Origin of the sequence: Mesonia algae (assembly GCF_003253545.1) — a bacterium.
Lineage (GTDB): Bacteria > Bacteroidota > Bacteroidia > Flavobacteriales > Flavobacteriaceae > Mesonia > Mesonia algae.
Genome location: NZ_QKYV01000007.1, coordinates 20,460 through 44,680, shown reverse-complemented (window position 1 = coordinate 44,680; position 24,221 = coordinate 20,460). Strand labels below are relative to the sequence as shown.

The window sequence follows — 24,221 nt, the reverse complement described above, 5'->3', positions numbered from 1 at the left end:
ACTTCCGTGAAAACGGCACATTTTATGTATATTTAACCGCAATTATTTTGTTGATTTATGAAACACTATTCGTTAGCCATCGTATTTTTATTTTTTAACCTCTTATTGATAGGACAAGAACTAGAAACTACTCCACCAGAGTACATAAGAACTATTCAGTTTAAGGGCGAACAAGAGTTTGCAGGCACCCCTATTATATCCTTAGGACAACCCGTAGTATTAGAGTTTGACGACCTTATAGGAGATGAAGCTGATTATTTTTACACTATCGAACATTATAATTTTGACTGGACTCCTTCCAATTTATCAAAGAATGAGTTTATGACTGGGTTTGACGATGTGCGAATTTTAAATTATGAAAACTCTTTTAATACGCTACAAATTTACTCTCACTATAATCTAACCATCCCAAATAAAAATACTCGCAACCTTAAAGTGAGCGGCAATTATATGATTAAGGTATGGGATGAAAATAGAGATTTGGTTTTTTCTAGAAAATTTATGGTGTATGAAGATCTTGCCATTATTAAAGTACAAGTAAAACGTTCTAGAGATTTAAAGTTTATCAACACCAAGCAGGTAGTAAATTTCTCTGTAAATGGTGGAGAAAATATTTTAATAAGAAATCCCGATCAAAACCTAAAAACACTTATTATTCCTAATAATAACCTTCAAAAATCTATTTACAACCTTAAACCGCAATACTCTGTAGGCAATGAGTTAATTTACAGGTATGACCAAGAAGCTTCATTTTGGGGAGGGAATGAATTTATATTTTTTGATAATAAAGATGTTCGCGCGTCTACATTAAACATTAGATCTATTCAACTTATAAATATCTACAACACCTATTTGTATGCCGACAAAGTAAGAAAATTTGACCCTTATACCTACAACCCAGACATTAACGGGAATTTTGTTGTCAACACCATACAAGGAGACGATGCTACTATACAGTCTGAATATACTTGGGTTCATTTCTACTTAAGCAATTACGAACGTTTAAATGGTGGAGAAATTCATATTTACGGAAATTTCAACAATTACACTTTAAACGATTCTACAAAACTCACCTATAATACTAAAAAAGACCTTTACGAAACTAAACGTCTTTTTAAACAAGGTTTCTACAACTATAAATATGTATTATTAGAAAAAGACGGAACCATTAATGAAGGTTATTTTTCTGGTGATTTTGACGAAACCGAAAATCAGTACAACGTGCTAGCATACTATAGAGAACTTGGCGGAAGATATGACAGGATTATTGGCGTAGGAAGCGCGAATAGCAGAAATATTACCAACTAATTTAATAACCATAAGCCTCTATGAAAAACTCTAGGTTTTCTTATAAATATAGAGGCTCTCAATGCTTAAATTGTGATGCTCTATTAGATAAAAGCGATCGTTTTTGCCACTATTGCGGACAATTAAACTCTACAAAAAAACTCAGTTTCAAGGATTTTGCATCAGAGTTTTTTGGAGGTTTATTCGCCTACGATTCTAGAGTTTATAAGACCTTAAGGAAGTTACTTTTTTCTCCAGGAAGACTTTCAAAAGAGTATGTCTCTGGGAAAAGAAACACTTATGTAAACCCTTTTAGATTTTTTCTTAGCCTCGCTTTGATCATCTTTATCCTTTACGGAATAAAACTTTCCTATCAGAACGAAACCGAGAATGCTTTTAAAGATATCATTACAAATACCGAAAGTGAATGTACATCTATAGAAAACTTTAAAAATTCGACTGCCTATTATTCCGAAGAGGAGTTAAAGAAACTTTCCTTTCTTAATTCATCTTCTAAACGAATTGGTATTTATAACGAATATTATAAGATAAAAAAAGAACCTTCATCTCTAGTAGCTTTAAAAGAACTAAATCATACCCACACGCGACTAAATTCTTATTACTATAAAAAAACATTACAAGTAAAAGAAGTCATGAAAGACCCGTCTAGCTTTATATCGTATATGGTTAGTAAGCTTCCTTTTATAATATTTTGCTTTATCCCCATCTCAGCTCTTTTTGTTTGGTTAAGCTTCGGGAGAACCTCTTATAATTACATGGAGCATTTAGTGTTTACTTTCAATAATCAATCTTTTTTCTTTTTCACTTACGCGATAGCACTTACAATTAAAGACATCACAGGCTTTAGTAGTATCTATTTCTTATTATTCATCGTCTATAATATTCATTTTTATTTAGCGCTAAAGAGATTTTATGAGCAAAAAACTTGGAAAACAATTGTTAAGTTTGTGTTTTTAAATACTATATTTATTACCTTAGCATTGTTTGCTACAATAATTTCATTTTTTGGGACGTTTGCAATCTATTAGATTATGATTCAACAAGTAACACGAGGCATCAAGATTTCTGTAAAGACTAGTTTTCAAGGCACTTTCTTGAAGAACTACAAAATTCACTTTGCTTTTTCTTACCGTATTACTATTGAAAATCAAAGTAATGATTCAGTACAACTCACTTCCCGTTTTTGGAAAATTAAAGATGCTTTAAGCAGAAGTGAAATTGTTCAAGGCGAAGGTGTTATTGGTAAAAAACCTGTTATTAAACCTGGTGAATCCCACACTTATAGTAGCGGTTGCCTTATCACTTCTCCTTTTGGGTCTATGAGTGGACATTACAATATGGTCAACTTTACATCTACAAGAAAGTTTAAGGTCTTAATCCCTTCTTTTAAATTAAGTGCTCCATTTGCTCTTAACTAATTTCTAGTTTAGATATTTCATTATTTTTTAGATCCTCAAACTTAATAAGCTTTTGATTAGGTTTGATTACTACTTGCGTAATACTTGTTGTTTTTAATATTCCTCTATCAATAATTAAATCTCCTTCTTTTTGATGATGAAAATTTAAAATTTCTTTTTCAGAAACATCGTCATGAGATTTTAAGAATTCTTGCCAATATTTTTCTCGTGATTTTCGCTGAATTTGATCATAAGTCATAGAAGCCGACCAAATTTGAGGTTTTACCTGTTCATTAAATAGGTGTTTTTGCTCTCCATCCCAAACCCATTTGAAGATTCTCAAATCACTTTTAAATTCTATATTGATAAGTGTAAAAGGTTCCACTTCAGTTAAATTAAAATTTTCAAAAAAATGTTCAATATTTTCAGTTTTTAAAGCTTCTTTTACCACAACTCCTCTACTCATATTGTATTGTGATTTACGTTGGTGTGCTTCAAAACCTCCATTCATTAAACACACTAAGCGTTGCCGAGAACTAACCCCAACCCAAGTTCCTCCAGCAATTTCATCTTTTGGGAACCATAAATCTATCTCATCTTCCATATAATGTTTAGGCGCTAAAGTTGGTCTATTTATAGATTCATCTCTATTAGAGGTAAATACAAAGGAGTGATCTTCCGCTTTAAGCGGAAAAAAGGTTAGAGTACACATAATTTTAGAAATCTTAAATTTACTTAACACAACTTAAGAAAACCTTAGCTTGAAACCAAAATCATGTTGGCATATTTTACTTATATTTATGCCGAAAATAATTTACGAAACAAAAAAACAAAAAATATTATGGGGAAAGGATTTTTTCACGTTCCGCCGGCAGAAAACGAGCCAATTAAAAGTTACGCTCCGGGTACTCCGGAAAGAGAAGAAGTATTACTCACTTACAAAGATTTATACAACCAAAAAGTAGATGTACCTCTTTATATTGGTGATAAAGAAGTTAGAACTAACAATACATCTAGCATACACCCGCCACACGATCACCAACATAATTTGGGAGTATATCATTTAGCTGAGAAAAAAAATATAGAAGATTCTATTGAAGCTGCATTAGAAGCTCGTAAAGAGTGGGCTAATCTACCTTGGGAACAACGTGCTGCCGTGTTTTTAAAAGCTGCCGAATTAATTGCTGGTCCATACCGTCAAAAAATGAATGCGGCCACCATGATTGGTCAATCTAAAAATATTTTTCAAGCTGAAATTGATTCTGCCTGTGAAATTGTAGATTTTATACGTTTTAACGTAGAGTACATGACGCAAATCTATGATGAGCAACCAGAATCTGATTCTTCTGCTTGGAACCGTGTTGAACACAGACCATTAGAAGGATTTGTTTATGCTATTACTCCGTTTAATTTTACAGCTATCGCTGGTAACCTTCCTGCAAGTGCTGCATTAATGGGTAACGTAACAATCTGGAAGCCAAGTGATAGCCAAATGTTATCTGCAAAAGTATTGATGAATGTTTTCCAAGAAGCTGGCGTACCTGCAGGGGTAATTAATATGGTTATGGGAGATCCTGAAATGATTACTGATACTGTATTAGCTAGTCCAGATTTTGCTGGAATACACTTTACTGGAAGCACAACAGTATTTAAAAATATTTGGGCAAAAATTGGAGCTAACATTCACAATTATAAAACTTACCCAAGAATAGTTGGAGAAACTGGAGGTAAAGATTTTATTATGGCACACCCTTCTGCAAATCCTAAAGAAGTTTCTACTGCAATTGCTAGAGGAGCGTTTGAGTTTCAGGGGCAAAAATGTAGTGCTGCATCACGTTGTTACATGCCAAAAAGTCTTTGGCCAGAAATCAAAGAACAATTGGTTGCCGATGTAAAATCGTTTAAAATGGGTTCTCCTGAAAATATGGAAAACTTCATTAATGCAGTTATTCACGAAGGTTCTTTTGATAAGTTAGCGAAGTATATAGACCAAGCTAAAAAAGACAAAGATGCAGAGATTATCGTAGGAGGTAATTATGATAAATCTAAAGGTTATTTTGTAGAGCCTACGGTTATTGTAACTACCGATCCTAAGTACACCACTATGGAAACTGAACTTTTTGGACCTGTAGTGACTATTTATGTATACGAAGATGATAAGTACGAAGAAACTCTACACGTTGTAGACAATACAAGTGCTTACGCATTAACAGGTGCTATTTTCTCTAAAGATCGTTATGCAGCAAGTCTAGCAACCGATATTTTACAAAATGCAGCTGGTAACTTCTACATTAATGATAAATGTACTGGTGCCGTTGTAGGAAGACAACCATTTGGTGGTGCAAGAAATAGTGGAACTAACGATAAAGCAGGTTCTAAGCTTAATTTATTACGTTGGGTTTCTCCACGTTTAATTAAAGAAACTTTTGTTCCTGCAACAGATTATAGATATCCATTTATGGGTGAGTAATCTTAATAAAGATTCAGATAAAAAAAACCTGCTTTAGAGCAGGTTTTTTATTTAATATACTTTAAGCTATAAGTCGAAATCTATAATGACTTGAACTTTTTAAATATTTTAACCTTTATATTTCATAGGAAGATGTACCACACTTTTGGTTTCAAAAAAATCTTCTTTAAAATAATCACTTAACGGATATATTTTTGCAGTTTTATATTTGCCAAGCTCTTCGCTTAAATCGCCGCCTTTTAAATATAGAATTCCGTTTTTAAGTTCGTGATTACTTTTTTTGGCTACCTTTCCTTTTACCCAGCGTACGAAGGTTTCCATTTGAGCAACGGCTCTACTTACAATAAAATCGTACTGTTCATCAACCTCCTCTACGCGACAGTTCGAGGTTTTTACGTTTTCTAAACCCAAACCTTCAGCTACTTCATTTACTACTTTTATCTTTTTCCCAATACTATCTACCAAATGAAACTGTACTTCAGGAAATAAGATAGCGAGAGGAATTCCGGGAAAACCGCCACCTGTACCTACATCCATTACCTTGCTGCCTGGTAAAAATGATTGAACTTTAGCAATTCCTAAAGAATGCAATACATGTCTGGTATAAATTTCATCAATATCCTTTCTAGAAACCACATTGATTTTAAGATTCCAGTCTTTATATAAATCTTTAAGGCGTTCAAATTTGTCTTTTTGATCTTCCGTTAAGTCAGGGAAATAAGTTGTAATTTCTTTCAAAATATAATTTTTTGCAAATATACTATCCTTTACTAAAAACTTAGGTATTAAAAATACTAAGAATCATTTTCAACAGCTTTTTGATGCTCAATATCACCTTTCCAATTACGCTTACGCTGATTTAAATTTTGAAAAGACTCTGCTTTACCATACATCGTAATTAAATCTTCAGGCCTAACCAAAGAGTCTCCATTCGGAGAACCTACGTATTCTCCCTCAACAGGTTGAATACCCAAAACAATTACCCCTTCTCTACGTAAATCTAAATCCTTCAATTTTTTATTGGCTAGCCAACTTTCATGATCCACCCTTAATTCAGTAATTTGAAAATTATCTGCCAAATGTAAAATTGATGCGTAATCTTTCACATCTATATTTGTATATTTTTTTAAAGCTTTCCCAATAACCTTCGACAACCATCGATCTACAATAGAGCTCCGTATTGCCCACCCAAGTAAACTCAAACCAACTATGATAATTAATAATCCATATAATAGCGAACTCGTTTTATTAGGAAGTACAAAAGCTAAAATTAAGGTCGACATAGTGGTTACAACTCCAGCATTCCCAACCAACATGAGCATATAAATTATCTTTCTTCTCACGGGAAAATTCATTATTTTCTCAGATTCTCCTGTTGTAAACCCTGTTCCCGTATAAGCCGATCTTGCTTGAAATCTAGCACTTTCTGTAGATAATCCTGTATGCGCTAAAGCTATAGCTGCTACTCTTGTAATTAGAGCTGATAAACTTACAATTACAAACAAAGAAATGGCTGGTATCATATTTTTTCTTATTTTAAATGCTTTATTCTATATAAAAATAAATAATATTCTTAATTTAAATAAAGATAAAACCTCTAAGAAACAATTAAAAAACAAATATTTAATTATAGCTTAAACTATACTTTATGACTCTAAATGCTTTAAAGAGCATATTAATTCATAAATTTGAAACTTCTTATTTTAAGATTAATGAAAGATCAAGTTGTAAAATTTTCTCGAATAGATTCCGCAAAGTTTTTTAGAACTTTAAATAAACGCGTAAATAACTATTTCAAAGAAAACGAAATCTCAAAAACAGGAAATTGGAAACTTCACCTTAAAACAATCGTGATGTTCTCTTTATTTCTTACACCCTATTTTTTAATGTTAACTTTAGACATCTCTCAATGGTGGATGCTCGTACTTACCATTGTTATGGGAGTTGGTATGGCTGGCGTTGGTATGAATGTCATGCATGATGCTAATCACGGTTCCTATTCTTCCAAAAAATGGGTGAACAAAGTGATGGGAAGCAGTATGTACATCCTTGCCGGAAATGTTTATAATTGGCAAGTGCAACACAATGTTTTGCACCACACGTACACAAATATTCATGGACATGATGAAGATTTAGATGCCGGTAGAGTTATCCGCTTTAGCGAACATTCTAAATGGCATAAATTCCATAAATTTCAACATTACTACTCAGTTTTCCTTTACGGATTATTAACTTTTAACTGGGTTCTAACTACAGATTTTAAACAAACACACCGTTATTTAAAAAGAAAGCTATCATACGGTAAATTACCTAGTCCGTTAAAGCAATGGAGTACAATTGCGGTGACTAAAACACTTTATATTGCGATTTGGATTGTTATTCCTATGCTTATTATGAGCATCGCTTGGTGGAAAATTTTACTCGGGTTTTTTATTATGCATTATACTGCTGGGATCATTTTAAGTGTAGTTTTTCAATTAGCACACGTGGTAGAAAATACACAAATGCCGCTACCTGACGATAAAGGTTCTATGAAAAACACATGGGCTATTCATCAACTATTTACTACCGTGAATTTTTCTACGAAAAATAAAGTCGTAAACTGGTTTACAGGAGGTTTAAATCATCAAGTAGAGCACCATATTTTTCCAAACATTAGTCACGTTCATTATACAAAAATTTCTAAAATCGTAAAGGAAACTGCTAAAGAATGCAACCTTCCTTACCACGAATATAAAACTACCAGAGCAGCAATTATTGCCCACTTTAAACACCTTAAAGAAATGGGAACTAACCCTGCTTTAACTGCTTAAACCTACCAAACTTTATGCAAAATCAATTATCTGATAGAATCAACAAATTAGAAACTTCGGCTACATTAGCTATGGCTGCAAAAACACGCGAGCTAAAAGCTGAAGGTAAAAATATCATAGGCCTTAGCTTAGGTGAACCCGATTTTAACACACCAGATTTTATTAAAGAGGCTGCCATTCAAGCCATTAATGACAACTATAATTCATATACTCCAGTAGATGGATACGATGAATTAAAGCAAGCTATTATCAACAAATTTAAAAGAGATAATAGACTTACTTACGATAAGTCTCAAATTGTCGTTTCTACGGGAGCTAAACAATGTTTAGCCAATGTTGCTATGGTTTGCATTAACCCCGGTGACGAAGTAATTTTACCTTGCCCATATTGGGTAAGTTATAATGATATTGTAAAAATTGCAGAAGGTGTGCCGGTAGAAGTCCCTACTACCATCGAGACCGATTTTAAAATGACACCCGATCAATTAGAAGCGGCGATTACTCCAAAAACAAAAATGCTTTGGTTTAGTTCTCCTTGTAATCCAAGCGGAATGTTATACAACAAAGAAGAACTAAGAGCTTTAGCTGATGTTTTAAAGAAATATCCAGATATTATTGTAGTAAGTGATGAGATCTATGAGCACATTAATTTTGTAGGAGGTCACGTTTCTATAGCAGAATTTGAAGATATGTACGACCGTACAGTCACTGTTAACGGAGTCTCTAAGGCATTTGCCATGACAGGTTGGCGTATTGGTTATATTGGAGCTCCTACGCACATTGCAAGAGCTTGTAACAAAATTCAAGGTCAATTTACTAGCGGAGCTAATTGCATTGCTCAACGTGCTACTATTGCAGCACTAGAAGCGCCTGTTAGTAAAATTTCTTTTATGATCGATACATTTAAAGAACGTAGAAAACTCATTTTAGATTTACTAAGTGAAGTTCCTGGTTTTAAATGTAATGCTCCCCAAGGTGCTTTTTATGTTTTTCCCGATGTCTCGGAATTATTTGGAAAAAGCTTCCGCGGAAAAACTATTAAGAACGCTACAGATTTGAGCATGTATCTTTTAGAAGAAGCCGAAGTTGCCACCGTAACAGGTGAAGCTTTTGGAGATGCTAACTGTATTCGTCTTTCTTATGCCGCGAGCGAAAAAGAAATTACACAGGCTATACAACAAATTAAAGCTGCTTTAAGTTAAGCTTTAAAGCTACTTATTTTATAATTAGAAAAATGCTTCCTTAAAACAAGGAAGCATTTTTTTTGAAAAGGTCATACATTTTATCGCTTAACTATTCGCTGAATAGCTTCTCCTTGATTGCTTTGTATTTTTACAAAATACATTCCGGTTGGAAGTTGCGAAATATCATACTTTGACTGTGAGCCAAAATAAGTAACTTTTTTCCCTTCATTAGAAAATATTTGTACACGCTCTATTTCTTCTGAAGTTTTTATTTGGAAACTGTTTTGCACAGGGTTAGGGAATAAAGTAACTTCTATTTTGCTTGACTTATTTAATGATAACATACATTCACCTTGATCATAATAGCTCGCACTACCATAAACTATCCACGTGTTATAAGGAGACATATTAGCTGTTGCAGCTGAAGCATCATCTACTTCGGCACAAAATGCGTCAAGAGAAGTATCTTGTGGTTCTGGACCTGCAATAAATGCTGTTAATTCAAAATTAGTCATGTTGTGATTGTTACCATTTTTGAGATTAATTTTATCTATAAAGCAATTAATTAAAGTAAGTGACTTTATATTACTATTTGTACTTAAATCAACCTCGTCTAACATCATAACAGGCGGTGCATCAGACACGTCAGAAACACTAAGTTCTTCTAAATTTATTAATCCTGTTATATCTAAGTTAGTTAAGCCCGCAAATTTTATAATTATAATTTTTTCTAAATTGCTATTACTTGTTAAGTCAATATCTAAATTAACATTAGGTTGACCACCATTGCTTATTCTAACTTCTTCTAAAGCAATAAAATTTTCTAGACCCGTTAAATCATTTATATTAACTAAATTTAATGTTAGCACAGAAGCAATATCACTTGTTAATACTTGCCCATTAATAGTACCGTCGCTATCAATTCCTTCATCAATGAGGTATTGTTCGAAATTTTGATCAGGGATACTGGTGGTTTGCGCGGTGATTTCTAAACCTATAAACAGACTTATAAGTAATAAAATTGGTTTAATTGAGATGGATTGTTGGTAAAGCTGCTTCATAATAACTTACTAGAAATAAATTACTTACCTCTAAAGATATAAAAAATAATTATGCTTTTACCTCAACTTTTTAACTGTAACTAATTTTTTAGCGGTTTCTCCAGAAGAAAGGAGTTAAAATAATAAGCACCGTAAACAGCTCTAAACGACCAATAAGCATAAGAAAAGCACACCACCATTTTCCTGCAGAAGGTAAAACATCAAAATTATTTACTGGACTTAAAGCTCCAAACGCAGGACCTATATTTCCTAAGGAAGATGCAGCTCCACCAATAGCCGTAGAAAAATCTAAACCTAAAGATGCCAAGCCTATGGCCCCAATAATAAATGCTAACATATAGAGAATAAAAAAGCCTAGAATGTTAAATACAATTTCTCCACGAATACTTTTACCATTATAACGAACAGGTAAAATTGCATTTGGGTGCAGAGTTCTTTTAAATTCTGTAATTCCATTACGAATCATAATAATATGCCGAACCACTTTAACTCCACCCGAAGTAGATCCTGCAGATCCTCCCAAGAAAAACAATCCGAAGAAGAAAATGGTTAAAAATGGTGTCCAAATACTAAAATCTGCGCTTACAAAACCTGTCGTTGTAATTACAGATAAAACTTGAAATAAAGCATGTCTAAAAGCACTCTCTGCCTCTCCCCAAACCATAGGATGCTCAATAGAAGATAAGCCTACATCGGCATAAAAGTAAATGAGAAAAGCTGCTATAATTGTAAATGAAGTAATAAAAATAACGTACCACTTAAACTCTTCATCTCTTAAAATACGCTGCACTCTACCTTTAAAAGCAAAATAACTCATTACAAAGTTCATTCCTGCTAAGAACATAAACAAAATAATAATATACTGTATGATAGGTTTATGATTCCAATAAGCAACACTGGCATTTTTTGTAGAGAAGCCTCCCGTAGAAAGCGTACTCAGGGCATGGTTAGCCGCATCGAACATTCCCATCCCAGCGACTTTAAGTAAAATCATTTCGGCTACAGTATAGCCCACGTAAATAAACCACAAACGCTTGGCTGTATCAGTAATACGAGGTTTTAGTTTATCTGCACTAGGTCCTGGTGCTTCAGCAGCAAAAAGTTGCATCCCTCCGATTCCTAAAAGTGGCAGGATAGCAACGGCAAGTACTATTATTCCCATTCCACCAATCCAATGTGTTAAACTCCTCCAAAGTAAAATCCCTTCAGGAATAACTTCTATATCATTTAATATAGTAGCACCTGTTGTGGTATAACCAGACATGGTTTCAAAAAAAGCGTTTGTAATTGTTGGAATAGATTCAGTAAACAAATAAGGTAACATTCCGCTAAAGGCCATAAAAATCCAACCAAAAGTTACAATAATATAACCTTCACGTTGTTTCATTTCTTTACGATGTTCTCTTGTAAAAAACATCAATAAAACCCCTATGAACATGGTGGTGATTGAAGCTCCTGCAATCTGAACAGTTACTCCATCTTTATAAAACCAACTTACAAGAGTGGCTATAATCATAAAACCGCCGTTGCATAGCAACAGAAGCCCCATAATATGTAGAATGATTTTATAATTAAGTTTTGGCATTATAAAAAGAGTTTTTCTACCTTATGTATAGATCTAGGCAAAGAACACACTACGACTCTGTCTCCTTCTTTTATTAAAAAGTCTCCCAAGGCTATTATTCCCTCTCCTTGTCTTACTACTCCTCCAATAATTGCTGAGCGAGGCAAATCTATATCTGCAATCTTCTTATTACAAACTTTAGAATTATGATTTACAATAAACTCTAGCAACTCTGCATTCATATTATTGAGTTTAGTCATAGCGACCACTTCTCCTTTTCTTACGTATCTAAATATATTATTTGCAGCAAGAAGCTTCTTATTAATAAGCGTATTAATTCCTATAGAGTGACTGAGCTGAAAATAGTCCATATTCTCCACCAAAGAAATTGTTTTTTTAACACTCTTAGATTTTGCCACTAAGCATGACATAATATTAGTTTCAGAATTTCCAGTAACAGCGATAAAGGCATCCATGTCATGGATATTTTCTTCTTCTAGAAGCCCTACATTTCTACCGTCTCCTTTAATTACTAAAACCCTAGACATTTCATCGGCTAGTTCGAACGCTTTATCATGATCTTTCTCTACTAGCTTTACATTGAATTTAGCTGCACTTAATACCATTGCAGTATGTCTTCCAATTTTACTTCCGCCAAGGATCATTACATTTTTAATCTCTTGTTTTACTTTTCCAGTAAGCTTATAAAGTTCTTGTACACCATCTTCGGTAGTGATAAAATATACTTGATCTCCTTCTCTAAATTGAGTATCTCCTCTTGGTATAAGAGTATATTGTGTACCAAATCGCTGAATGGCTATAGGAATAAAATGAAGTTTAGGAAAAATACTAGCAGCTTCTTTTACACTTTTTCCTACAAACGGAGCATTTTTAGATAACTTAAAACCAACCATAGTTAATTTACCATCATCAAATTGGAAGGTGTCATTAAACGCGGACTGATTAATAAGTAATTCTATCTCTTTTGCAGCAAGAGATTCTGGTGAAATAAGTTCATCTATACCAAACTTTACAAACCCAAGTTCATCTTTATTTTCAATAAACTCTGTGTTCGATATTCTTGCAATGGTTCTATTTGCCCCTAACTGTTTTGCTAAAACGCAAATGGTAATATTGGTAGTTTCACTACTGGTGACACTCACCACCAAATCGGCTCCTTTTATTTGGGCATCGTTAAGAACCTTTATAGAGGTCGCATCTCCTTTAACTGTTCTAATGTCTAAATGGGTATCTGCATACTCAAGATTGACTTTGTTGTTATCTATTAAAGTGATGTCCTGCGATTCAAAAGAAAGTAGTTTTGCTAAATGAAAACCAACTTCTCCCGCTCCGGCAATAATAATCTTCATATAAAATGAAATTTTAGCAGAACAAAGATAAGCCTTTTAAAAGGATTTGCTAAAATCCTCTCAAGCAATTTTTTAAACCTTTAAAAGCAATATTAAAGCATAAAACTTATCTTTGCCAAAAAAATAAAGATGTCTAAGAAAGTTACACCCTACAAAGATTCTCAGCTTGGCAAGAAAAAGCAAGTAGAACAAATGTTTGATACTATTTCTGAAAATTATGACGGGCTTAACCGTGTAATTTCGTTTGGGATTGATACTTCTTGGAGAAAAAAAGTGATTGATTTGGTAAAACAAACCAATCCTAAAAACGCTTTAGATATTGCTACAGGAACTGGGGATTTAGCTATTAGCTTAGCGGAAGCAGGAGTTCCCAAAGTTGTGGGCTTAGATTTATCTGAAGGAATGTTGAGTGTAGGTAGAAAAAAAATTACAGAAAAAAAATTAGACCACATCATTGAAATGACTCAAGGTGACTCTGAAGCTTTACCATTTGAAAATGATTCTTTTGATGCGATAACTGTAGCCTTTGGGGTAAGAAATTTTGAAACCTTAGAAAACGGATTAAAAGAAATCTTACGCGTATTAAAACCTGGAGGTATATTTGTGGTTTTAGAAACCTCGGTTCCCACCAAATTCCCTTTTAAACAAGGTTATCGTTTTCATTGTAGGTTTATTTTACCTACTGTGGGTAAATTATTTTCTAAAGATAAAGTTGCTTATAAATATTTAAGTGATAGCGCGGCTGTTTTTCCATTTGGAGAAAAGTTCAACAATATTTTAGCAAAAGTTGGGTTTACACAAGTGAAACATCTTCCACAAACTATGGGAGTGGCAACGATATATACGGCATCAAAATAAGTTTATGAAGAAAATATTTTTTCTATTTATCTTTTTTATCGCATTTCAAACTACAGAAGCTCAATGGCTTTTTAGTAAAGAAAAAATTAAAAACAAAGAGAACTTTGACAAACAACGTTGGTCTTGGGGTTATTTTTTAGGTTTCAATTCTTACGATTTTAAGTTTGAATACGAAGGTCAGGCTCAAGATGTGATTGTCGAAAAAAGCTTAGGCTTCAATGTGGGACTTTTAGGAAACTTAAGGATTAACGATTATATAGATTTAAGATTAGAGCCTGGAGTAGTTTTTTCTGGTAGAAATTTAACCTTTCCAGATATTCCCGAAGATAACTTTAGAGAAGTAAAATCTACCTATGTTCACATTCCGCTACTGGTGAAGTTCTCAACCAAACGAATCAATAATTTTAAGCCTTTTGTGGTTGCAGGAGTTTCTACTTCGATTAATTTATCAAGTAATGAAAACAATCCCGATGATAATAGTGCTGGAGAATTTAGAATGATAAATAACACCAATTATTACGAAGTTGGTTTTGGTATAGATTTATACTTACCTTATTTTAAATTTACTCCATCTATACGCGGTATTTTTGCGATGACCGATGAACTTAAAAGAGATGAAGATCCCAACAGCCCATATACTGGAAACATTGACAGTATGAGTACGCGAGGTATTTTTATTAATTTTACTTTTCAATAACCAAATAACTTTTTAGTTGATTCATATTTAATTCTTTATCTTTAAGATGAATTAAATATTGTGTTTTTGAAATATACCATAGACATTCCTAAACCATGTAACGAAGGCTGGCAAAACATGACTCCTAGCCAAAAAGGGAGGTTTTGTGCCAGTTGCCAGAAAGAGGTGATTGATTTTACACAACTTTCCTCTTCTGACATTACTCGAAAAATAAAAAGCAGTAAGAATTTATGTGGCAGATTTACTAAAGACCAACTTCAACAAAATTATACAATCTCTTCCCATAACAACCTAAGTCGTTTAGGAATTGCTTTAGGTTTAGGTTCTATTATTGCCGTAGCTCAACCTAGTTTTGCTCAAGAAAAAAGATCTCGTCAATATTCAGTTCTAGATTTCAAAACACATAATAAAAAAGAGAAACAGAATGAAGAAAATACTACTCAAGTATTAAAAAACTCAGCACCTTTTTGTGAACTTATAAAATTTATAAGCATAAACGGCACAGTTACTGACAACTTTGATTTACCTGTTCCTAATGTAAGTATTACCCAACAAAACACTTCTAATGCCACACAGACAGATTTAGATGGTAATTATTTAATACAAATACCTAAAAAAGATCTTAATGAGGAAGTAAGTTTAGAATTTACTTACATTGGCTTCGACACTCAAAAAGTGATAATTAATAAGGAGAGCAAAAAAATAGATATAGTCTTAACTACAAACGAAAATACATTAGAAGGGTTTATAACGGTACAAAGGCCCAACATCTTCCAACAATTCTTAAATCTTTTTAGAAGTAAAGAAAATAGACGACATTTTTAAATTGCACTAATTAATTACCCTCTTCTCCACTCACTTAGCAAAATAGCAGTAGCAGTAGCTACATTTAAACTTTCGGTAGATTGATTTTCACCAAATTGGGGAATACTTATTTTTTGACTTGCTAGAGTTTCGATAGAGGAAGAAATGCCGTTGGCTTCATTGCCTAAGATTAAAATTCCGCTTGACGGTAATTGAGTTTTATATACATTTTCACCATCCATAAAAGTTCCTAATAGGGGTAAATCGGTGTTTTTTAAGGTTTCATATAAATCCGCGTAAGCGATATGAACTCTAGTAAGAGAACCCATCGTGGCCTGTACTACTTTTTCATTGTAACAATCTACTGTATCATTTGAGCATAAAAGTTGTTTTACGCCAAACCAATCACAAAGCCTAATGATGGTTCCTAAATTTCCTGGATCTCGCACTCCGTCTAAAGCTACCACCAAATCTTGAAGTGGTTTTTCTTCCATTTCTGGGATTTTAAACAAGGCTAAAGCAGTTTGAGCTGTGCTTAGTTTAGTAATCTTTTTAAGTTCTTGCGGTGTTACTAGAGTAAATTTATCTTTAGGAACAAAAAACAAATCGACTTCGGCAAAAAGCATTTCTAGTTCATAAGAAGAATTAAGGAGTTCTTTAATGACTTTTATTCCTTCTGCTACAAACAATCTGTTTTTATTTCGGTATTTTTTTTGTGATAGACTGTTTATTAACTTTATTTGGCTTTTGCTAAGCATAAATTGATGTATTTTTGAACCTAAATTATTTTTTTTGAAAGCTGTACCTGCAAAAATAACATTCTTACTTTTGGTACTTTTTATCTCGAGTTGCAACCCTGTAAAACGTGTAAAAGACAACCAGCATTTACTTACCAAAAATAATATTTTAGTAAATGATGAGCGTATTTCTACTCGGCAAATATACAACCAGTTGTACCAAGAGCCTAATGTAAAACTTTTAAGCTTTCCGTTAAGGTTACATATTTATAATTTAGCAGACCCTACTCCAGATACCAGTTTTACCCATTGGTTAGATAAAAAAGAAAAAAGAAGAGCGCGTTTAAAGAGTATTTATTCTGATAAGCAAGTAAAAAGAATACGCAGAGCTTACATTTCTTTTAATGAGTTTTTAGAAGAAACAGGGGAAGCGCCCACCATTGTAAGTGAAGAAAAAACCAAAAAATCTGCCAATAGACTCAAAGCTTGGTACTGGAATCACGGTTGGTTTAATGTAGAAACTGATTATGAAATTACTAAAAACGATAATCAGCGTGCGCAAGTAGATTATATTATTAAACCTCACCAACCCTACTTTGTAGATTCTATTACAAAAAGAATTAAATCTCCAGTTGCAGATTCTTTATACCGTGAAAAAGAGAGTGAAGCCACCGTTAAAGAGGGAAATCAATTTAACACAGATGATTTTGAAGCAGAGCGTGAGCGTATCACCTCCCAGTTTAGAAATAGTGGCTTATTTCATTTTGAAAAAGAATACATTTCTTTTGATGCCGATACTATAAATACGAATCATAAAGCCAATATAGATCTAGTAATTGCAAATAGAGAAATCACAAAGCTAGATTCTACTTACACCGTTCCTTATAAAATTCATTACATAAGTAAAGTAAATATTTTTCCCGATTACGCTTATGAGAATAAGAGTAAACCTGTTACAGATTCTACAAGTTACAAAGGCTATGATATTTATAGTTTTGAAAAACTAAAATACAAGCCTAAGGCAATTTCTGATGCTGTTTTTATAAAAAAAGGAGAAGTTTACAAAGACATAGATCGTTCTTTAACTTTTAAAAGAATGAATGAGTTAGGACAATTTAAATATCCTAACATCCAATATGTGCCCGATCCAGAAGATTCTACAGGAACTCAACTTATATCGAATGTATTTTTAACCCCGAAACCTAAATTTGGTGTTACCTATAATTTTGATGTTTCCCGAAGTAACATTCAAGATTTTGGGATAGGATTTGGAGGTTCATTATTAATAAGAAATATCTTTAAAGGTGCCGAAAATTTAGAAATTTCGGGACGAGGAAGTATTGGTTCTTCTAAAGACGCGGCAGAAAGTGAGGACCGCTTTTTTAATATTTCAGAAATTGGTGGAGACTTAAGCCTTACTTTCCCTAAAATTGCCTTTCCATTTATTAACACCGAGAATATTATACCTAAATCTATGTCGCCTTTTACTACGTTAAGTATAGGTGCGAGCACTCAGCAAAACATAGGATTAGACAAACAAAACGTAACAAGCAAATATTCATACCGTTGGTACCCTAATACAGAGCTTACTCATAAACTTAATCTTTTAGATTTACAGTATGTAAGAAATCTTAACACCAGTAACTATTTTAATGTTTATAGAAACTCTTTTAGTCGTCTCAATGAAATTGCTCAAGAAAATATAAGCAATGTTAACCCAAATTATTTTGAAGAATTACCCGAGGGAGACACCGGTGCCCCGGATTTAATTATTCCTAGTGGAGTTAATAGATTTATAAACGACATTAATTCAAATGATGTTTCACTCCCCTCTGATGAATTAAGAGAAGCGAAAAATATCATTGAAAGAAAAGAACGTTTAACAGAAGACAACCTTATCCTTGCCACTAGTTTCAATTACATTAAAAATACTAGAGAAAATATATACGATAATGAATTTACTCAGTTTAGATTTAAAATTGAAGCTTCAGGAAATACCTTGGCACTCGCTGCTAATTTGCTAAATCTTAAATCTAACAAATCTGATAATTTTGATTTATTCGGAGTTCAATTTTCTCAGTACTTAAAGGGCGAAATCGATTTTATAAAACATTGGGATTTAGGCAATAAAAATATTATCGCAGCTAGAGCACTAGGAGGTTTGGCGGTACCTTATGGAAACTCAAACAGCATTCCATTTGCACGAAGTTTCTTTGCAGGTGGAGCAAATGATAATAGAGGGTGGCAAGCTTACGATTTAGGCCCTGGTAGCACTGGTGGTGTAAATGAGTTTAATGAAGCTAACATGAAAATTACTTTTAATCTAGAATACCGTTTTAATCTTTTTGGCGCACTAAACAGTGCATTATTTGTAGATGTAGGAAACATCTGGAATGTTTTAGATAATGTAGAAGATGAAGCTGCACAATTTAATACCATTAAAGATTTAGAAGAGCTTTCGGTAAGTTCTGGTTTAGGGCTAAGATACGATTTAGATTTTTTCGTCATTCGTTTTGACGTTGGTTTTAAAACGTACAATCCCGCGGCAAACCAAGAAAAATGGTTTAGAGATTATAATTTTTCAAATGCTGTTTATAATGTTGGTATTAATTATCCTTTCTAAGCGGTTTTATTTTATTAATTTTGCATCATCAATTATTTAACGCATATCAAATCTATGAGTCATAATATAAAATCAGGAGTAGCTACTGGTAAAGAAGTTCAAGAAATTTTTAACCACGCAAAAAAACATGGTTATGCTTTACCAGCTGTAAACGTGGTAGGTTCTAACACTGTAAATACTGTTTTAGAAACTGCGGCAGAGCTTAACTCCCCAGTGATTATTCAGTTCTCTAATGGAGGAGCTACTTTTAATGCAGGAAAAGGTCTTTCTAACGAAAATCACCAAGCAGCTATTTTAGGTGGTGTTACTGGAGCTAAGCACGTGCATGATTTAGCAAAAGCTTATGGAGCTACGGTTATCTTACACACCGATCATTGTGCGAAAAAATTATTGCCTTGGATTGACGGCCTTTTAGATGCTGGAGAAGAATTTTATAAAGTTCATGGAAAACCGCTTTATAGTTCTCATATGATAGATTTGAGCGAAGAACCTATTGAAGAAAATATTGAGGTCTGTAAAGAATATCTTGCCAGGATGAGTAAGATGGGAATGACCTTAGAAATTGAACTTGGTATTACTGGAGGAGAAGAAGACGGCGTTGATAATACAGATGTTGATTCTTCTAAACTTTACACTCAACCAGAAGAAGTAGCCTATGCTTACGAAGAATTAAGTAAAATTAGTGACCAATTTACAATTGCTGCTGCTTTTGGAAACGTTCATGGTGTTTACAAACCAGGAAATGTAAAGTTAACACCAAAAATTCTTAAAAACTCACAAGAACATATTTCCGATAAGTATAATGTAGAGAATAATCACATAGATTTCGTTTTTCACGGAGGGAGTGGATCTACCTTAGAGGAAATTAGAGAAGCTATTGGTTATGGTGTTATTAAAATGAATATTGATACCGATTTGCAATATGCCTTTACGGAAGGTGCTCGCGATTATATCTTATCAAAACAAGAATACTTAAAAGCTCAAATAGGAAATCCTGATGGGGACGACCTTCCTAACAAAAAATATTACGATCCGAGAAAATGGTTAAGAGAAGGTGAAATCACTTTTAAAAACCGACTTAAAAAAGCATTTGAAGATTTAAATAACGTTAATTCGTTAAGCAAATAAACTTAACTTTTACAAAACCTAATTTAGCACCCTATGGCTTGGTTTAAAAGAACAAAAAAAGGAATCCAAACGGCAACAGAAGATAAGAAAGATGTTCCTAAAGGATTATGGTATAAATCTCCAACAGGTAAAATTGTTGATGCAGAACAACTAGAGAAAAACTTTTACGTAAGTCCAGAAGATGGTTATCACGTAAGAATAGGAAGTAAAGAATATTTCGAGATTTTATTTGATGACAATAAATATAAAGAGCTAGATAAAAATTTAACTTCGAAAGATCCTTTACAATTTGAGGACAAGAAAAAGTACCCAGATCGCATTAAGGAAGCAGAGGCTAAAACCAATCTTAAAGACGCTATTCGTATTGGAGTAGGAAAGTCTAAAGGAAATGATTTAGTTGTAGCTTGTATGGATTTCAGTTTTATTGGAGGATCTATGGGATCTGTTGTAGGAGAGAAAATTGCCCGTGCTGCAGATCATTCTTTAAAAAATAATATTCCTCTATTAATTGTTTCTAAGTCTGGTGGGGCAAGGATGCAAGAAGCAGTTTTATCTTTAATGCAATTAGCAAAGACTTCTGTAAAGTTAGCTCAATTAGCTGAAGCTAAAATTCCTTATATTTCCCTTTGTACAGACCCTACAACAGGAGGAACTACGGCATCTTATGCGATGCTAGGTGATATCAACATCTCTGAACCTGGAGCTTTAATTGGTTTTGCTGGTCCTCGTGTAGTAAGAGACACTACAGGAAAAGAATTACCTGAAGGTTTTCAAACAGCAGAATTTTTAAAAGAACATGGTTTCTTAGATTTTATAACTCCAAGAAAAGAGCTCAAAAATAAAGTCAATTTGTATTTAGATTTAATTCTAAATCAACAAGTAAGAGCATAAAAAAAAGCCTCTAAGATTTTAAATCTTAGAGGCTTTTACTTTTACACAAAGTAAAGCTTATTTATCCTTGTCGTCTTTATGGTCATCTTTTACCACTTCATCACGATATCTACAGCAAAGATGAACGCTATTATACGCCTCTTCTGTTGCTGTTGCATTTACTAGATCGTGCCCAACTTCTAAAATCCCTTTTTTTATCTCGTTTAAATTGGTTTTCGTTTCATTATAAATTAAATCTAATTGATGTGTATTAACATCCCAATTAGCGCTTTTTACGCCTTTGGTTTTAATACAGGCAGTTTCAATTCGCTCTTTACACATATTACACACTCCGTCTACTTCAAAAGAAGCCTTCGCATTCCTATTTTGAGCAAAAACCATAGTAGTCATTAATAACAACACTATACTTAATAATTTTTTCATCTTTTCTTATTTTAATTATTTTACTTAATTCTATATCTTAAACCTGCATAATATAAACTTCCAAAAACAGGTCCGTATACAAATGTACTATCAAAGTTTGATCCAAATGGATTCTCAGGATCTAAAATAGGGTTATCTTGTCTTACATTAGTAATATTTTCTCCTCCTACGTAAATTTCAAATCTAGGTGAAAAAACCTTTGTCACCTGCGCATTAATTGTAGAAACAGTTGGTGAATATTCTGGTAATTGAAACTCTGCTGGATTAGCTACGGTAGATGGAAAACGCTGTTTCCCTAGCCAATTGTAAGTGACATCAAACTTCCACTTGCTATTATTTTTAATAGGAGTTTCATAAGACGCATTCGCGAAAAAACGATGTTGCGCTGTTAATGGCTTCATCTTTTCACCTGTTTGGTATTTAGTTTTTACGTCATAATACTTATAGGCTAAGCGTGTATCTAAACCTTCAAATAAGTTATAATTAAACTCTGCCTGAAAGCTATTGGCATAACTATCATTTTCTAAGTTATAAAAACTAATCTCTCTTGGATTTTCCCAGTCCACCACCACTTGGTTTTGAAAATCGGTTCTATAAAAATCAAAAGTTACATCTGCTTTGTTTCCAAAAAGATTAAATCCTTGCAAATAAGAAACTCCGTAGTTCCAAGCTATTTCTGGATCTAAACCATAAATATTTCCTTCCGCGGAAGCGTTTATATTAATATTCCTAGAGGTAGCAAATAGGTTTTGATTTTCTGCAAAGATATTGGCCAAACGTTTTCCTCTCCCTACTGAAGCTCTAAACGCAGATTTTTCCCAAGGAGTATATCTTGCGTGAACTCTAGGTGTTACAAAAAAACCAAGCCTATTGTGATTATCAACCCGCATTCCTGCAGTAAAATTAAGATCGTCTAAATTGTCAAAATTATATTCAAAAAATGCCCCAACAGAATTATCGATTCGTTCGAAAGAAGTTGTTTCTACCAACTCATCATATTTATCATATGTGAAATCAAATCCTGTTTTAATTTTATGACGAGAATCACTAATGATTGAGTTATAGATAAAATTTGAATAGATACTGTTATGTTCTATGTCATATCTACGTAAACCAAAATAAGAGTCTTGTTGATGATTGCTTACCGCAAATTGTAAACCTGCACTTTGCCATGGCAATTCTGGATTCACATAGCCCAATTTACCTGAAAAATCGTAGCGAGTGGTATTGATCTCACTTCCCCAAGCATTGGTGGTTAGTTTATCGGTATCTGGATCAAAATTAATTTCTCCAGTTTGCTTTTCATCATTAAGGTACCTTATATTAAAAAACCCTACAAAACCATTTTCTGTATCGGTATATTGCCAGCGGTTCATGACATTTACTTGATGATATTGTGGCATATCTAAGAAGTTATCATGATTTACATCGTGCTTTTCTTGATGTGTATTGCCATGTAAATATAGACCTGTACTCCACTTTTCACTTACCTGAGTATTAAAGTGTGTATTTAACTCCATTCGTTGACTACTTGCTCCGTACAAATTCACAAATAGCTTATCGTCTTTTGTTGGTTTTTGCAGTTCGGCATTAATTTGCCCAGCGATACTTTCATAGCCATTTACTACACTACCTGCTCCTTTGGTGATTTGTATACTTTCTACCCACGTTCCAGGAGTAAAACTTAAACCGTAAGCTTGTGCAGCTCCTCTTACCGTAGGAATATTTTCCATGGCAATAAGAATATACGGACTTGTTAAGCCCAACATTTTAATTTGCCTGGTTCCTGAAATTGCATCAGCAAAATTAACATCAATAGAAGGATTCGTTTCAAAGCTCTCTGACAAATTGCAACAAGCAGCTTTCAACAATTCGTCGCTGCTTACATTAATTACATTTTTGGCTTCAATATAAGAACGAGAAGTTGCTTTTTTTCTTGAAACAACTGTTACCTCATCTAAATTACCTTTAGAAATCAAGGAACTTTTAATTTGCTTGTTGGGATTTTTCACTTGAATGGTATCACTTTTAAACCCAATATAACTAACGACTAACTGCGAATAGCTTTCTTTATACGGAATAGAAAATTTACCATCAAAATCGGTTACCGTACCTACTTCGGTATTTAACCAGTATACATTTGCTCCTAATAAAGGAGTCTTTTTTGTGTCTGAATTTTCTTCATAAATAATCCCTTCTACTTTCTCTTGAGAGAATATGCTTAACGGAAATAAAATGAGAAAAAACACATAAATTAATTTTTTCATTTTTTAAGATTATCTACTTAAAGTTTATTCAAATGGCTCTGAATAATATCTTTAGATAGTATTTTTAAATTTAGATTTGAAATATAAAAATGAATAGTTTCCTTTTAGATATGCTTCCGCGGATAACAAAACATATAAAATTGACGCTGTTATGCGGACTGTCAAGAAAACCTCTTAAAAAATTCTAAATCAAGAAAACTTGATGACATACCTGAATGTCTGCCACTAATCTGGGAGGAGAGTAATATTGATGCGGAATATAATATTCCGATAAGGGTTGAAATAAATCAATATAAGAAATAGAGAATGCCAACAAGAACACTTGCTGTGTATACTCTAAATCATCAAAATTTTTAGTTATAAGAACATCTTGCCCCTGTACTACATCTGCTACATCATTACAACAATCGGGGGATGTAAAGTTATTACTATCATCACGATTAGAGCAAGACTCTTTACTGCACTTTTCTACAGCTGTGAACACCGCAGAATCTATTAAAAAATCACCACAAAAATGTTTTTGAATGGTAAAAGAAGTGGTTGACAGCACTATTAAAATAGCTAACAACGACAAAAGTATTTTATGGAGATTATTGTTTTTCACCAGACAAAATTAAGAAAATATT

At 33.2% G+C, this 24,221-nt stretch carries 22 protein-coding genes; 12 read left to right on the top strand and 10 right to left on the bottom strand.

Going from position 1 to position 24,221, the window contains the following annotated elements:
* Positions 1–57 precede the first annotated feature (57 nt).
* Genes LX95_RS12110 through apaG form a run of 3 tightly spaced genes read left to right on the top strand, consistent with a single transcriptional unit; the run spans position 58 to position 2,726 of the window.
* A complete protein-coding gene (locus tag LX95_RS12110) occupies positions 58–1,308 on the top strand; it encodes a type IX secretion system plug protein (protein WP_111541726.1) in 1,251 nt (416 codons plus the stop codon).
* Between the two features lie 20 nt (positions 1,309–1,328).
* Positions 1,329–2,336: a DUF3667 domain-containing protein gene (locus tag LX95_RS12105; protein ID WP_111541725.1), complete on the top strand. Its 1,008-nt coding sequence runs from the start codon at positions 1,329–1,331 to the stop codon at positions 2,334–2,336.
* A gap of 3 nt (positions 2,337–2,339) precedes the next feature.
* The gene (gene apaG / locus LX95_RS12100; RefSeq protein ID WP_111541724.1) at positions 2,340–2,726 is read left to right on the top strand and encodes a Co2+/Mg2+ efflux protein ApaG; all 387 of its coding nucleotides are present in this window, start codon (positions 2,340–2,342) and stop codon (positions 2,724–2,726) included.
* Here apaG and LX95_RS12095 read toward each other — a convergent pair.
* Positions 2,719–3,417 carry an NRDE family protein gene (locus LX95_RS12095; protein WP_111541723.1) on the bottom strand — a complete coding sequence of 233 codons (699 nt, stop codon included), beginning with the start codon at positions 3,415–3,417 and terminating at the stop codon, positions 2,719–2,721. The two genes, apaG and LX95_RS12095, sit on opposite strands and share 8 nt — an antisense overlap.
* A gap of 129 nt (positions 3,418–3,546) precedes the next feature.
* On the opposite strand from LX95_RS12095, the gene pruA reads away from it, so the two are divergent.
* A complete protein-coding gene (gene pruA, locus LX95_RS12090; RefSeq protein WP_111541822.1) occupies positions 3,547–5,175 on the top strand; it encodes an L-glutamate gamma-semialdehyde dehydrogenase in 1,629 nt (542 codons plus the stop codon).
* Positions 5,176–5,283: 108 nt separating this feature from the next.
* Here the strand turns inward: pruA and rsmG are convergent, their stop codons facing one another.
* Both rsmG and LX95_RS12080 read right to left on the bottom strand, forming a co-directional pair.
* Positions 5,284–5,913, bottom strand: a complete 630-nt coding sequence (gene rsmG / locus LX95_RS12085) for a 16S rRNA (guanine(527)-N(7))-methyltransferase RsmG (RefSeq protein ID WP_111541722.1) — start codon at positions 5,911–5,913, stop codon at positions 5,284–5,286.
* Positions 5,914–5,969: 56 nt separating this feature from the next.
* Entirely contained in the window at positions 5,970–6,698 is a 729-nt protein-coding gene (locus LX95_RS12080; RefSeq protein WP_111541721.1) for a TrkA C-terminal domain-containing protein, read from the bottom strand.
* Between the two features lie 189 nt (positions 6,699–6,887).
* Here LX95_RS12080 and LX95_RS12075 point away from each other — a divergent pair, with 189 nt between their 5' ends.
* Together LX95_RS12075 and LX95_RS12070 are read left to right on the top strand one after the other, a co-directional pair.
* The gene (locus tag LX95_RS12075) at positions 6,888–7,988 is read left to right on the top strand and encodes a fatty acid desaturase family protein (RefSeq protein ID WP_111541720.1); all 1,101 of its coding nucleotides are present in this window, start codon (positions 6,888–6,890) and stop codon (positions 7,986–7,988) included.
* Between the two features lie 14 nt (positions 7,989–8,002).
* The gene (locus LX95_RS12070) at positions 8,003–9,190 is read left to right on the top strand and encodes a pyridoxal phosphate-dependent aminotransferase (RefSeq protein ID WP_111541719.1); all 1,188 of its coding nucleotides are present in this window, start codon (positions 8,003–8,005) and stop codon (positions 9,188–9,190) included.
* An 80-nt stretch (positions 9,191–9,270) separates the two neighbouring features.
* On the opposite strand, the gene LX95_RS12065 is transcribed toward LX95_RS12070, so the two are convergent.
* The 3 genes from LX95_RS12065 to trkA form a co-directional block, all read right to left on the bottom strand.
* The gene (locus tag LX95_RS12065) at positions 9,271–10,233 is read right to left on the bottom strand and encodes a T9SS type A sorting domain-containing protein (protein ID WP_111541718.1); all 963 of its coding nucleotides are present in this window, start codon (positions 10,231–10,233) and stop codon (positions 9,271–9,273) included.
* A gap of 88 nt (positions 10,234–10,321) precedes the next feature.
* Positions 10,322–11,818, bottom strand: a complete 1,497-nt coding sequence (locus LX95_RS12060; protein WP_111541717.1) for a TrkH family potassium uptake protein — start codon at positions 11,816–11,818, stop codon at positions 10,322–10,324.
* Positions 11,818–13,167, bottom strand: coding sequence for a Trk system potassium transporter TrkA (trkA, locus tag LX95_RS12055; protein ID WP_111541716.1), 1,350 nt, complete (start codon positions 13,165–13,167; stop codon positions 11,818–11,820). The genes LX95_RS12060 and trkA overlap by 1 nt, the downstream gene beginning before the upstream one ends.
* Before the next feature lie 129 nt (positions 13,168–13,296).
* On the opposite strand from trkA, the gene ubiE reads away from it, so the two are divergent.
* The 3 genes from ubiE (at position 13,297) to LX95_RS12040 (ending at position 15,547) form a co-directional block, all read left to right on the top strand.
* Positions 13,297–14,025 carry a bifunctional demethylmenaquinone methyltransferase/2-methoxy-6-polyprenyl-1,4-benzoquinol methylase UbiE gene (ubiE, locus tag LX95_RS12050; RefSeq protein ID WP_111541715.1) on the top strand — a complete coding sequence of 243 codons (729 nt, stop codon included), beginning with the start codon at positions 13,297–13,299 and terminating at the stop codon, positions 14,023–14,025.
* A 4-nt stretch (positions 14,026–14,029) separates the two neighbouring features.
* Positions 14,030–14,722 (top strand): type IX secretion/gliding motility protein PorT/SprT, encoded by a 693-nt coding sequence (gene porT / locus LX95_RS12045; protein WP_111541714.1) that lies wholly within the window; start codon positions 14,030–14,032, stop codon positions 14,720–14,722.
* A gap of 66 nt (positions 14,723–14,788) precedes the next feature.
* Complete coding sequence (locus LX95_RS12040; protein WP_146240788.1) at positions 14,789–15,547, top strand: carboxypeptidase-like regulatory domain-containing protein; 759 nt, start codon at positions 14,789–14,791, stop codon at positions 15,545–15,547.
* Between the two features lie 14 nt (positions 15,548–15,561).
* Here the strand turns inward: LX95_RS12040 and LX95_RS12035 are convergent, their stop codons facing one another.
* Positions 15,562–16,284: a TrmH family RNA methyltransferase gene (locus LX95_RS12035; RefSeq protein WP_111541821.1), complete on the bottom strand. Its 723-nt coding sequence runs from the start codon at positions 16,282–16,284 to the stop codon at positions 15,562–15,564.
* Between the two features lie 34 nt (positions 16,285–16,318).
* Here LX95_RS12035 and tamL point away from each other — a divergent pair, with 34 nt between their 5' ends.
* The 3 genes from tamL to accD are packed head-to-tail and all read left to right on the top strand — an operon-like array spanning position 16,319 to position 20,905.
* Positions 16,319–18,886 carry a translocation and assembly module lipoprotein TamL gene (tamL, locus tag LX95_RS12030; protein ID WP_111541712.1) on the top strand — a complete coding sequence of 856 codons (2,568 nt, stop codon included), beginning with the start codon at positions 16,319–16,321 and terminating at the stop codon, positions 18,884–18,886.
* A gap of 54 nt (positions 18,887–18,940) precedes the next feature.
* Positions 18,941–20,014 carry a class II fructose-bisphosphate aldolase gene (fbaA, locus tag LX95_RS12025; RefSeq protein WP_111541711.1) on the top strand — a complete coding sequence of 358 codons (1,074 nt, stop codon included), beginning with the start codon at positions 18,941–18,943 and terminating at the stop codon, positions 20,012–20,014.
* Between the two features lie 33 nt (positions 20,015–20,047).
* Positions 20,048–20,905, top strand: a complete 858-nt coding sequence (accD, locus tag LX95_RS12020) for an acetyl-CoA carboxylase, carboxyltransferase subunit beta (RefSeq protein WP_111541710.1) — start codon at positions 20,048–20,050, stop codon at positions 20,903–20,905.
* A gap of 57 nt (positions 20,906–20,962) precedes the next feature.
* Here accD and LX95_RS12015 read toward each other — a convergent pair whose 3' ends face one another.
* The 3 genes from LX95_RS12015 to LX95_RS12005 form a co-directional block, all read right to left on the bottom strand.
* The gene (locus LX95_RS12015) at positions 20,963–21,328 is read right to left on the bottom strand and encodes a heavy-metal-associated domain-containing protein (protein WP_111541709.1); all 366 of its coding nucleotides are present in this window, start codon (positions 21,326–21,328) and stop codon (positions 20,963–20,965) included.
* 20 nt (positions 21,329–21,348) lie between these two features.
* Positions 21,349–23,595, bottom strand: a complete 2,247-nt coding sequence (locus LX95_RS12010; RefSeq protein ID WP_111541708.1) for a TonB-dependent receptor — start codon at positions 23,593–23,595, stop codon at positions 21,349–21,351.
* A gap of 184 nt (positions 23,596–23,779) precedes the next feature.
* Positions 23,780–24,199 (bottom strand): HYC_CC_PP family protein, encoded by a 420-nt coding sequence (locus tag LX95_RS12005; RefSeq protein ID WP_245924774.1) that lies wholly within the window; start codon positions 24,197–24,199, stop codon positions 23,780–23,782.
* Positions 24,200–24,221 lie beyond the last annotated feature (22 nt).

Bases quoted from the DNA above. Each gene is read 5' to 3' on its own strand.
- pruA (WP_111541822.1), top strand. From the start codon at position 3,547: ATGGGGAAAGGATTTTTTCACGTTCCGCCGGCAGAAAACGAGCCAATT.
- LX95_RS12015 (WP_111541709.1), bottom strand. From the start codon at position 21,328: ATGAAAAAATTATTAAGTATAGTGTTGTTATTAATGACTACTATGGTT.
- LX95_RS12010 (WP_111541708.1), bottom strand. From the start codon at position 23,595: ATGAAAAAATTAATTTATGTGTTTTTTCTCATTTTATTTCCGTTAAGC.
- porT (WP_111541714.1), top strand. From the start codon at position 14,030: ATGAAGAAAATATTTTTTCTATTTATCTTTTTTATCGCATTTCAAACT.
- apaG (WP_111541724.1), top strand. From the start codon at position 2,340: ATGATTCAACAAGTAACACGAGGCATCAAGATTTCTGTAAAGACTAGT.
- ubiE (WP_111541715.1), top strand. From the start codon at position 13,297: ATGTCTAAGAAAGTTACACCCTACAAAGATTCTCAGCTTGGCAAGAAA.
- LX95_RS12035 (WP_111541821.1), bottom strand. From the start codon at position 16,284: ATGCTTAGCAAAAGCCAAATAAAGTTAATAAACAGTCTATCACAAAAA.
- LX95_RS12075 (WP_111541720.1), top strand. From the start codon at position 6,888: ATGAAAGATCAAGTTGTAAAATTTTCTCGAATAGATTCCGCAAAGTTT.
- LX95_RS12095 (WP_111541723.1), bottom strand. From the start codon at position 3,417: ATGTGTACTCTAACCTTTTTTCCGCTTAAAGCGGAAGATCACTCCTTT.
- LX95_RS12070 (WP_111541719.1), top strand. From the start codon at position 8,003: ATGCAAAATCAATTATCTGATAGAATCAACAAATTAGAAACTTCGGCT.
- LX95_RS12060 (WP_111541717.1), bottom strand. From the start codon at position 11,818: ATGCCAAAACTTAATTATAAAATCATTCTACATATTATGGGGCTTCTG.
- LX95_RS12105 (WP_111541725.1), top strand. From the start codon at position 1,329: ATGAAAAACTCTAGGTTTTCTTATAAATATAGAGGCTCTCAATGCTTA.
- fbaA (WP_111541711.1), top strand. From the start codon at position 18,941: ATGAGTCATAATATAAAATCAGGAGTAGCTACTGGTAAAGAAGTTCAA.
- accD (WP_111541710.1), top strand. From the start codon at position 20,048: ATGGCTTGGTTTAAAAGAACAAAAAAAGGAATCCAAACGGCAACAGAA.
- LX95_RS12065 (WP_111541718.1), bottom strand. From the start codon at position 10,233: ATGAAGCAGCTTTACCAACAATCCATCTCAATTAAACCAATTTTATTA.
- LX95_RS12080 (WP_111541721.1), bottom strand. From the start codon at position 6,698: ATGATACCAGCCATTTCTTTGTTTGTAATTGTAAGTTTATCAGCTCTA.
- trkA (WP_111541716.1), bottom strand. From the start codon at position 13,167: ATGAAGATTATTATTGCCGGAGCGGGAGAAGTTGGTTTTCATTTAGCA.
- LX95_RS12110 (WP_111541726.1), top strand. From the start codon at position 58: ATGAAACACTATTCGTTAGCCATCGTATTTTTATTTTTTAACCTCTTA.